Raw genomic sequence first — 9,704 nt, 5'->3', positions numbered from 1 at the left:
TTGGATGATTGAGGGGAGCTGCTCCTAGTACGAGAGGACCGGAGTGGACGAACCGCTGGTGTTCGGGTTGTGTCGCCAGACGCATTGCCCGGTAGCTAAGTTCGGCACAGATAAGCGCTGAAAGCATCTAAGCGCGAAGCTGGCCCCGAGATGAGTCATCCCTAGAGCTTCGAGCTCTCTAAAGGGTTGTYSTAGACTASRACGTTGATAGGCAGGGTGTGTAAGCGCTGTGAGGCGTTGAGCTAACCTGTACTAATTGCCCGTGCGGCTTAACCATACAACACCCAAGAGGTTTTGGGTTGGACTYRAAATAAGCCAGTTGATTGTGGCGAGAACGAACAGCTTTCTAGATACGTGTTTTGACTGAAAAGTGAAGACACACCAAATTTTGCTTGGCGACCATAGCGCTTTGGACCCACCTGAYYCCATGCCGAACTCAGTAGTGAAACGAAGCAGCGCCGATGGTAGTGTGGGGTCTCCCCATGTGAGAGTAGGACATCGCCAGGCTCTCATTGCTTATCTTGTTGATAGCTCGATGCTTTTGATATCTTCGATGCTCATGTATTGGCATACACTGCGCGTCTCGATTCAAAATCCTCATCGCATCAAGCAAGATAATCTAATTAGAGCTTAATATTGGGCTTTAGTTAGCAAACATTTAAGCATCAAAGCAATGATATGTAAGACTTTGATGAGTAGAAATACAAAGCCCTGACCTTGCGGTCGGGGCTTTTTTGTATCTTTAATCTTTGATGAAAAACCAATAAAGCCCTGGCCTGACGGTCAGGGCTTTTTGTTGTAATGAGTCTTCAATGCAGACTTTAGTGATGATAAATGCGGTGATAATAAAGCGGCTAAAGGTAACCCGTTGCTCTGATCTTACTCACGTGTTTTATATGCGTGATAGACCGCGAAGCGTCGAGTCTTGGCGATCGATTCACACTGTCCGAGACTGTCTTTAATTATCGGCGGATAGCGTAAGAAACTATTGGCCACCACAATGAGCTGGCCACCTTTGGAGAGGTGAGAGGGGACGTTACGTAACAAAGACTCGGTTGGTGAGTAGCGGGTATCCAGTCCATCATGGAAAGGGGGATTACTAATGATAGTATTAAATGTCGCCTCAACACCATCAAGCATATCTGAAGGTAAAACTTGCCCATCTAAGCCGTTAGCGGCAAGTGTGGCTTTGCTTGATGCAATGGCGAGGTAATTAACATCCACAAGCGTCACTTGGCAATCAGGATAAGTAGCAAGGATATAGCTACCTATCACGCCTGCGCCGCAACCTACGTCTAATACGTTTCCTTTGATCGACGGAAGATGACGAAGCAACAACTCGGTACCGTCATCTAAACTTTTTTGGCTAAATACGCCGGGTAACGCACGAATGGTCAGTGACGTCTCGCCGAGGGTTAATGGGTAGTCAGTAAACCACGCTTCCAACGAAAAAGAGCTCGCAGGGGTGTGGCAGGTACCGTAATACATACTGCAGCGCCGCGCAGCATCGTATTTGCTAATAGACCCGTAGGGAGCGAAGCGTTTTTCAATGCTTTTGATGCCACTACGGTTTTCACCCACTACCATCCAATCAACCTCTTTCCCCAATGCGTGTGTCAACATTGCGAGTAAGTAATCAGCTTCTGCTTTTGCTTTAGGCCAATAAAATAAGACCAGATCGATGGGATGATCGATATCGAGCGTCGCGCCTGCATGAACAGTAATCGACGCTTTTTTCTGGCGTGTGGCGAAACCGTGATGCGTCGTAAAGACAGTGACGCTTGCGGCACGTTGCGATAATTGTTGGACAAAGTCATCTTCGAGCTCTCCTGCCAACAGCAGGTGTTTATTATCAAACAACGGAAGGTGACGCTGAGCAATTTCACTGGGGGCCGTGAGGGTCATGATTGTTCTCTTTGCATTATCGACGGTAATAAAGCGCACCGAAATAACCTGGCGCGTCGGGAGTCGAATTTTCCCACAAAGCACGCACCAGGCCAATCTTTAACGGGTTAGGCGTTGTCTTGGCGATCAAGGAAGTGTGCAAACTCGAGCTCATACATCCGGAATAACACCAATGTTAATGAGAAAATAATCGGACCGTAAATTAACCCCATTAAGCCAAAGAGGTGCAAACCGCCCAACAATGAGAAAAAGATAAGCAGGGTGTTCATGCCAGAGTTTCCCTGCATCAAAAAAGGGCGAAGTAGATTATCAATGGAGCCGACAACCACAACGCTCCATACTAAAAGCGCGAGCGCCCACTGCCAGTCACCGATTACTGCGAGATATAGCACTGTTGGTAACCAGATAAGTGCTGTCCCTATCACAGGAATAAAAGAGGCAAAGGCCATCATGGTGCCCCAAAAAAGGGCCGGTAAGCCTACTGCCCACATCGCTAGTCCGCCTGCAGCACCTTGTGCTAAAGCAGTGAGGAATGAACCGAGAACAGCCGATTTGGCGACTTTCTCCACTTCATCAAGCAGTTGGTCTTCTTGGCTACGTGACAAAGGGATAACATGACGCAGTGTTTGGATAATGTTGTCGTGATCGCGCAGTAAAAAGAACAGCACAAATAACATCAGCATAAAGGTGATAAAAAAGTTAGTGACATCGCCCAGTACTCCAGAGCTGAACTCAAGCATTTGACCGCTAAAAGAGGACATCCACGCGGCCAGTTTTTTAACCGTCTCTTGAGGGTCGATGACATCAAACGGTAGCCACTGATTGACAAAGTGTAAGGCTGATTGTATCTGCGGGTTATTGATCAGTTGCCTGGCCCCGCCGTTATTAAGCCATTCATAGCTACGAGTGAAAAAGCTCACACCTTGATCGATGATTGCACCCGCCACGACAGTGAGTGGAATAAAGATGATAAAGGTGATCAGAATGCAAGATAAGACCGATGCAGTATTGGGTCGCTGACCAATCTTTTCTTCGATGCGTTTATGGACGGGGAAGAACAGCAACGACACGATAAAGGCGAGCACAATCGCACCAATATAGGGCTCGATCAAAAGGTAACAGGCGTAAACGGCGATAATAAGGGCCGCAATTAAGGTCCAATGCTTGGGCTCGACGCGAAATGACGGAGTCACAGAGATATCCTTTTTAGCTTGTTGAATGATAGGGCTCGCCTTATGTTCCGGCGCCTAATTTATAGGCACCTTAACACATCGTTTGTTGCATTAGTCGGCTAAAAAAATGGCCAGCAGATCATTGAGAAATAATTTACCTTTTGGCGTGATTTGCCAATGGGTGCTTGTTTCTGTGATTAAGCCTTGCTCAGAAGCTTGAGAGATAGGCGCGGCGAGATGTGACAGCGGTAGCCCAGTGTGACTGACAAAATCAGCTTTGGGGCAGGGCTCGAGCAAGCGAAAACGGTTCATAAAAAACTCAAACGCAAGATCGGTATGTTTTACCCACTGGCTGTCGGTGAGGTAGGCTTTGTCTGGATCGAGGTAGCCACGTGGGTGTTTCACTTTGACGGTACGAAGTAAACGAGGTTGGTCATGCTTTAACAAGGTCAGTTTGCCATGTGCGCCGCAGCCAATTCCCAAATAATCCCCAAAACGCCAGTAGTTGAGGTTATGTGCACATTGGTGGCCTGGCAGGCTATAGGCGGAGGTCTCGTACTGCACATATCCCGCATCGGTCAGTCGTTGATGGCCTTGATCAAAGATGTCCCACAAGGTGTCTTCTTCTGGCAGGGTGGGCGGCTTAGAGTAAAACTGAGTATTAGGCTCGATAGTCAGTTGATACCAAGAAATATGCGGCGGCTTCAGTGCAATGGCTTGCTCCAAATCGCTGAGTGCTTCTTGTTCGGATTGATCGGGCAAACCATGCATCAGATCGAGATTAAAACTCGTCAGTCTCGCTTGGTGGGCAAGGTGAGCTGCCCGTTCTGCCTCACCAGGGCCATGAATACGGCCTAGCCGGGTAAGCTTATCGGCAGAAAAGCTTTGTACGCCAATGGATATACGAGTCACGCCCGCTTGGCGATAGCCAATAAATTTATCGGCCTCGACGGTGCCCGGATTGGCCTCCATGGTGACTTCCATATTGTTACTCGGGGTCAGTCGCGCATTGATCCCGGCGAGCAAACGCTCAATCTGAGCGGGCGACATCAGGCTGGGTGTGCCGCCACCGATAAAAATAGAGTGCAGTGGACGCGTGACTATTGAGGGATAAGCGGCCAGGTCGGTGTCGAGATCGTCGAGCAACGCATCGATATAATCGTCTTCTGGGATCGCGCCTTTTTGCGTGTGTGAGTTAAAGTCACAATACGGGCATTTTTGTACACACCACGGGATGTGTACATACAAACTTAATGGAATCATGGGTTATTGCGACGCTTTTAAGGCTTGAAATAGGGCGTTGAGGGCTTGACCGCGATGTGAGCGTTGTTTTTTCTCTGACGCAGGCATTTCGGCAGCGGTGCATTGCTGATCATGGGGCAAAAATACTGGATCGTAGCCAAAGCCGTTGTCACCTTGTGGTGCATGGGCAATTTGACCTTCCCAAACGCCATGACAGACCAATGGCGTCGGATCATTCGCGTGGCGCATGTACACCAATACGCAATGAAAACGTGCTTGGCGTGCATGGGTATCAGTATCATGCATTGCGTCGAGTAGCTTGGCGACATTATCGGCATCATTGGCGTCATCGCCAGCATAGCGAGCTGAATAGACGCCAGGTGCGCCTTTTAGCGCATCCACCTCAAGGCCTGAATCATCGGCGATGGCTGGAAGCCCGGTCAGTTTCGCCGCGTGGCGGGCTTTAATGATGGCATTTTCAATAAAAGTGGTCCCGGTTTCGTCAGCTTCTGTCACCGCAAAATCACTTTGCGGCAGAACCTCAAAACCAAATTCGCCGAGTAGCCCGGCCATTTCTTTTACTTTGCCTGCATTGCCGGTTGCCAGCACAACTTTATTCATGTCGGTTACCTATGTGTTTGTCACCCTGTTAAGGGGTATCGACGTAAAACGTGTAATTGTAGTCGAAGGAGGCACTGCGATTGCCCGCTGCGTTGAGATCAATCTGGAATTGATAGGTTTCCTCATCATCAGCGGCAAAGGTCGCAATGTAATAAATCGCGTCGCCTTCGCGGATCTCGGTAAAATCTAGCTCTCGACTGTTACCCACCAAGTTTTTGACTTGGCCTTGGACCTTGGCGGCAATCGCCGGTTTTCCAAGCTGCATGGTGTCGAGAACCGCGATATTAACCAACCCGCGATAGCCGCTGCGGGTAATATCATATTGCTTGGCGATGTCAGGGGTTAAAAACGTCGTTGATAAGGTGTTGTAGTGCACCTCTAATTCGCCGATTTCTTTAAACTGGCCCGCCCAAGCTGGGGTCATGACTATGCCACAGAGGCTAATCATCAAAGCAATGAGGTTACGCATAATCTTTCCTTGTTGTGATCGCATGAGCATACCGAAACCAGTACGCACGAGCGCCTCAGCCCGATCCTTGTCAGGGTGAGGCGCATATCCCTTATAGGGCGTACCAAACTGGGCCGACCATGTCGCCAATTAACATATTGATAAATTGTAGACCAATAAAGATCACCAAAATACTGAGATCCAGTCCACCGATAGGAGGGAGGATGCGACGCACTGGGGCGCAAACCGGTTCGGTTAACTGATGGAACACTTGCTCTACAGGGTTATTGCCTTGGCTAACCCAGCTGAGAATAGCACGTAGGATCAGCACCCAAAACAGCAGTTTACCGGCTGCTTTAAGCAGCGCAATGGCAGAAAACAGGAACATTCCTGAACTCATTGCTAATGGATTGCCGGCGACTAAATCCAGTGCCACAAATTTAGCGACCATCAGCAGATAAGCAAAGAGGACGGTCGCGAGATCTAATCCACCGAGCGCGGGAACCATCCGGCGCAGTGGACCCACAACAGGTTGGGTCGCCTTCACCACAAATTGAGAGAACGGGTTATAAAAATCGGCCCGAGACCATTGTAGCCATATACGGAGTAACACCACCATAATGTAAAGATCAAACGCGGTGTTGATCAGAAAGGTCATTGCATTCATATCGTCGCCTTAGTGATTAAAATTCTTGTTCCATTTGCTCAGCACGGCTCACCGCCGCCTGCATGGCCTGTGCGACTATGTCGCTAATATTGTGCTGCTCGAATACTTGCAACGCTTCTGCGGTGGTTCCTCCTTTTGAAGTCACCTGCTCGCGTAGTTCTCCAAGCGTGGTGTCTGGGTTCGCGGCCACCATTTCTGCCGCTCCCAGTGCGGCTTGTTGTACCAACGCCCTTGCTTGCTGGTCAGTAAAACCCTGGCGAATGGCTTCTTGCTGCATGGCTTCCATAAAGCGGAAAAAATAGGCCGGCGCACTGCCTGCAGCCGCAATCACACCATTGATACTCGCCTCATTATCGACCCAGCAGACTTCACCCACCGCTTTCATCAGCGCGGAGGCATAGTCTTGATCACCCGTCGTCACACCCGGTGATGCGTACAGGCCGCTCATGCCTTTACCCACCAGCGAAGGTGTATTCGGCATCACGCGCACCAGATTAAGTGATGTACCAGCCATTTGATTAAGACGGGCAACATTGATGCCAGCGGCTATTGAGATCACCATTTTCGACGACCAATCGACCGCTGGCAAGTCGCTTAGTACTTTTGCCATTAATTGGGGTTTTACCGCTAAAACGATCACTTCCGCTTGTTGGCAAGCAAGAAGGTTGTTTGTGGTGGTTTGGATCCCGTATTGCGTTGTCAGCACATCGTTAGGATGCGCGCTGGGTGACGCGGCTGTAATGGCTGAGGCGGGATATCCTGCATCCACGAGTCCGGCAATGATGGATCGAGCCATGTTGCCAGCCCCAATAAAGGTGAGAGGGCGATGTTCCATGTATTCGGTTCCTGTTGTTCTCATCATTCTGTGTAGGTGTCGTTAGCGGTAATCACGTGCACCAAAAACGGCGGTGCCGATTCTTACCATGGTACTGCCACATGCAATGGCAGCTGCCATATCACCGCTCATACCCATCGATAAGGTATCAATAGTCGGCGTGTGTGCGTGGAGCGAATTAAACGCGGTCGCTAAAGGCTCAAACGCGGCACATTGGCGCTGATAATCTGTTTCCGGTTGCGGGATCGACATGAATCCTCGCACGGTGAGGTTGGGTAAAGCCCGCATTGATTCAATCAAATCCATGGCTTCATCCAGTGTTATGCCTGATTTAGACGCCTCACCGCTGGTATTCACTTGTACTAAAACGTTGAGTGGCGGCAAATGTGCGGGACGTTGCTCACTCAGACGTTTAGCAATTTTTAACCGATCGACTGAGTGGACCCAATCAAAGTGGCTGGCGATCAAGCGCGTTTTGTTCGACTGAATTGGACCAATAAAGTGCCATTCAATCTTTGTGTTTGGGGCATGTGTGGCAAAGTGCTCCACTTTTTCGACGCCTTCCTGCACGTAGTTTTCGCCAAATGCGGTTTGACCTGCGGCCACGGCCTCTGCGATCGCCTCGACGGGTTTTGTTTTACTCACCGCAAGCAACTGCACCGAATGATCGGGTCGGCCGCATTTTTGGGTGGCGAGGTCTATCTGTTCCCTGACCTGTTCAATATTCTGCTTAATATTACACATACCTGATTCTACGAGGAAAATGAATGGAAATTACTGAGCTATTGGCCTTTAGTGTAAAGCATCGTGCGTCAGATCTACATCTTTCTGCGGGCGTGCCGCCAATGGTGCGGGTAGATGGCGATGTGCGCAAGCTCAGTCTACCTGCGCTCAATCATCAAGTGGTCGAGCAATTGATTATCGCTGTGATGAATCCCCAGCAACGCCAAACGTTTGTAACCGAATGGGAGGTGGATTTTTCGTTTGAGCTGGCCTCGGTTGGCCGGTTTCGGGTGAACGCTTTTCATCAGCAACATGGGTGCGCGGCGGTATTTCGGGTTATCCCAGAGGCGCTGCCAACCTTGGAAGCGTTAAACGCGCCTTCTGTCTTAACAGAGCTCGCGTCGCTCACTCAGGGGCTGGTACTCGTGACTGGGCCGACGGGATCGGGCAAATCAACGACGTTGGCAGCGATGGTTGATCATATTAATCGTCATCAACAAAAGCATATTCTTACTATTGAAGATCCGATCGAGTTCATTCACTCGCCGCAACAAAGCTTAGTGAATCAGCGGGAAGTGAATCGTGATACGCAATCCTTTCAACAGGCGCTGCGTTCGGCCTTACGGGAGGATCCAGATGTGATTCTGGTCGGCGAGCTACGAGACTTAGAGACGATAAGCTTAGCATTGACGGCCGCAGAAACTGGCCATTTAGTCTTTGCCACGTTACATACCGCGAGTGCGGCGAAAAGCGTTGACCGGATTATCGATGTGTTTCCAGGGAGTGATAAGCCCTTGGTTCGCTCTATGTTGTCTGCCTCTTTGCAGGCGGTAGTATCGCAGCAGCTCGTCAAAAACACCCAGGGCCGACGGGTCGCTGCGTATGAAATTATGAAAGCCACCCCTGCGATTGCTAACCTTATCCGTGAAGACAAGGTGGCGCAGATGACCTCCATGATGCAAACAGGCGTCGCTCAGGGGATGCAAACTATGGAGCAGGCGATAACACGGCTGACCGACCAAGGGGTTATTCCGAGGCGTGAAACGGCTCAGCATATTGGCGCTCAAACCAGCTTTCAATAATCACAACGGCTGACTGGGCGTCGACAGCTCCTTTACCTAAGGCTTTGTAGCCGCCTTGTTCAAAAAGTGCTGCGCGGGCTTCGCGTGTTGATAGGCGCTCATCATGTAACGAGACCGGGAAACCAAAGCGCCCATGTAAGCGATTGGCAAATTTTTTCGCTCTGGGTGTAATGGTATCGAGAGGTTCACCTTGTAAATCTAATGGCAGCCCAACCACTAAATAATCAGGTTGCCATTCTTTTAATAGGGCATCAATGTCATCCCAGTTAGGAATACCATCGCGCGCTTTCAAAGCGCATAAAGGGCGAGCGGTGCCGGTTAACGACTGACCGATGGCAACGCCAATGCTTTTTACCCCGTAATCAAAACCCATCACGGTTTGTGCGTTCATGCGTGTCCTACTTGTGAAGAAAGGTTGGCGGCGTCAATGCCGAGTTGGTCGAGCGCTTTTTGCCAACGTTGGTGAACAGGGGTATCAAAAATTACGCTGGGATCGGCCTCCAGGGTGAGCCAACTATTTTCGGCTAACTCTTGTTCAAGCTGTCCGGCCTCCCAGCCTGCATAACCCAAGGCCACCAAAAATTGCTCTGGCTGTTGCTCGGTCCCGAGAATCGATAAGATATCTTTTGAGGTGGTCACGGCTAATTGATCCGATACGGGCACACTGGTGCCATACGAACAATTGGCCGGATGCAGCACAAATCCTCGATCTTCAGACACCGGCCCGCCAAATAAAACGGATTGAGTCAGACTTTCGGTTGTATTGGAAAGCGGCACGTCGCGCTCTACCTCAATTTGGTCCAGCATTTTACCCACGGACAAGTTAATAGGGTGATTGATCATTAACCCCATGGCGCCGTCATGATTATGCTCACACACGTAGATAACACCCTGTTGAAAACGGCTATCGGCCATGCTCGGCATTGCGATTAAAAAATGATTTTTCAGATCCATATCGCCGTCTCCTGTTCGTACGCTTACGTTGAGTATGCGCAAAATATGTGTATTT

Annotated in this window: 11 protein-coding genes and 2 rRNA genes; 3 read left to right on the top strand and 10 right to left on the bottom strand. The window is 49.8% G+C overall.

The features are described from left to right. Together BZG75_RS09315 and rrf are read left to right on the top strand one after the other, a co-directional pair. A 23S ribosomal RNA gene (locus BZG75_RS09315) occupies window positions 1–277 on the top strand; the annotation flags it as partial. 114 nt (window positions 278–391) lie between these two features. Continuing rightward, window positions 392–507: ribosomal RNA gene (rrf, locus tag BZG75_RS09310) — 5S ribosomal RNA — on the top strand. Between the two features lie 372 nt (window positions 508–879). Here the strand turns inward: rrf and rsmC are convergent. From rsmC to BZG75_RS09270, 8 genes are all read right to left on the bottom strand, one after another. Further along, complete coding sequence (gene rsmC, locus BZG75_RS09305; protein ID WP_021024545.1) at window positions 880–1,905, bottom strand: 16S rRNA (guanine(1207)-N(2))-methyltransferase RsmC; 1,026 nt, start codon at window positions 1,903–1,905, stop codon at window positions 880–882. A gap of 107 nt (window positions 1,906–2,012) precedes the next feature. Further along, window positions 2,013–3,098, bottom strand: coding sequence for an AI-2E family transporter (locus BZG75_RS09300; RefSeq protein ID WP_077461757.1), 1,086 nt, complete (start codon window positions 3,096–3,098; stop codon window positions 2,013–2,015). A 90-nt stretch (window positions 3,099–3,188) separates the two neighbouring features. Further along, window positions 3,189–4,340, bottom strand: coding sequence for a radical SAM family heme chaperone HemW (hemW, locus tag BZG75_RS09295; protein ID WP_077576795.1), 1,152 nt, complete (start codon window positions 4,338–4,340; stop codon window positions 3,189–3,191). Between the two features lie 3 nt (window positions 4,341–4,343). Beyond that, on the bottom strand, window positions 4,344–4,940 hold the full coding sequence (rdgB, locus tag BZG75_RS09290) for an RdgB/HAM1 family non-canonical purine NTP pyrophosphatase (RefSeq protein WP_077461755.1): 597 nt from the start codon (window positions 4,938–4,940) through the stop codon (window positions 4,344–4,346). 28 nt (window positions 4,941–4,968) lie between these two features. Further along, a complete protein-coding gene (locus tag BZG75_RS09285; RefSeq protein ID WP_108742910.1) occupies window positions 4,969–5,409 on the bottom strand; it encodes a DUF4426 domain-containing protein in 441 nt (146 codons plus the stop codon). 91 nt (window positions 5,410–5,500) lie between these two features. Then, on the bottom strand, window positions 5,501–6,055 hold the full coding sequence (locus BZG75_RS09280; protein WP_077461754.1) for a YggT family protein: 555 nt from the start codon (window positions 6,053–6,055) through the stop codon (window positions 5,501–5,503). Between the two features lie 16 nt (window positions 6,056–6,071). Continuing rightward, the gene (gene proC, locus BZG75_RS09275) at window positions 6,072–6,890 is read right to left on the bottom strand and encodes a pyrroline-5-carboxylate reductase (protein ID WP_077461753.1); all 819 of its coding nucleotides are present in this window, start codon (window positions 6,888–6,890) and stop codon (window positions 6,072–6,074) included. Window positions 6,891–6,932: 42 nt separating this feature from the next. Next, on the bottom strand, window positions 6,933–7,634 hold the full coding sequence (locus tag BZG75_RS09270; RefSeq protein ID WP_077576794.1) for a YggS family pyridoxal phosphate-dependent enzyme: 702 nt from the start codon (window positions 7,632–7,634) through the stop codon (window positions 6,933–6,935). Between the two features lie 23 nt (window positions 7,635–7,657). Between BZG75_RS09270 and BZG75_RS09265 the strand changes: the two genes are divergently transcribed. Next, window positions 7,658–8,695 carry a type IV pilus twitching motility protein PilT gene (locus BZG75_RS09265; protein ID WP_077576793.1) on the top strand — a complete coding sequence of 346 codons (1,038 nt, stop codon included), beginning with the start codon at window positions 7,658–7,660 and terminating at the stop codon, window positions 8,693–8,695. Here the strand turns inward: BZG75_RS09265 and ruvX are convergent. Together ruvX and BZG75_RS09255 are read right to left on the bottom strand one after the other, a co-directional pair. Beyond that, window positions 8,640–9,086: a Holliday junction resolvase RuvX gene (ruvX, locus tag BZG75_RS09260; RefSeq protein WP_021024536.1), complete on the bottom strand. Its 447-nt coding sequence runs from the start codon at window positions 9,084–9,086 to the stop codon at window positions 8,640–8,642. The two genes, BZG75_RS09265 and ruvX, sit on opposite strands and share 56 nt — an antisense overlap. Continuing rightward, window positions 9,083–9,649: a YqgE/AlgH family protein gene (locus tag BZG75_RS09255; RefSeq protein WP_077576792.1), complete on the bottom strand. Its 567-nt coding sequence runs from the start codon at window positions 9,647–9,649 to the stop codon at window positions 9,083–9,085. Before BZG75_RS09255 ends, ruvX begins: the two co-directional genes overlap by 4 nt. Window positions 9,650–9,704: the final 55 nt, after the last annotated feature.

It is taken from the genome of Salinivibrio sp. AR640 (assembly GCF_001995405.1).
GTDB classification, from domain to species: Bacteria; Pseudomonadota; Gammaproteobacteria; order Enterobacterales; family Vibrionaceae; genus Salinivibrio; species Salinivibrio costicola.
This window is presented reverse-complemented; position numbering and strand designations above follow the sequence as displayed.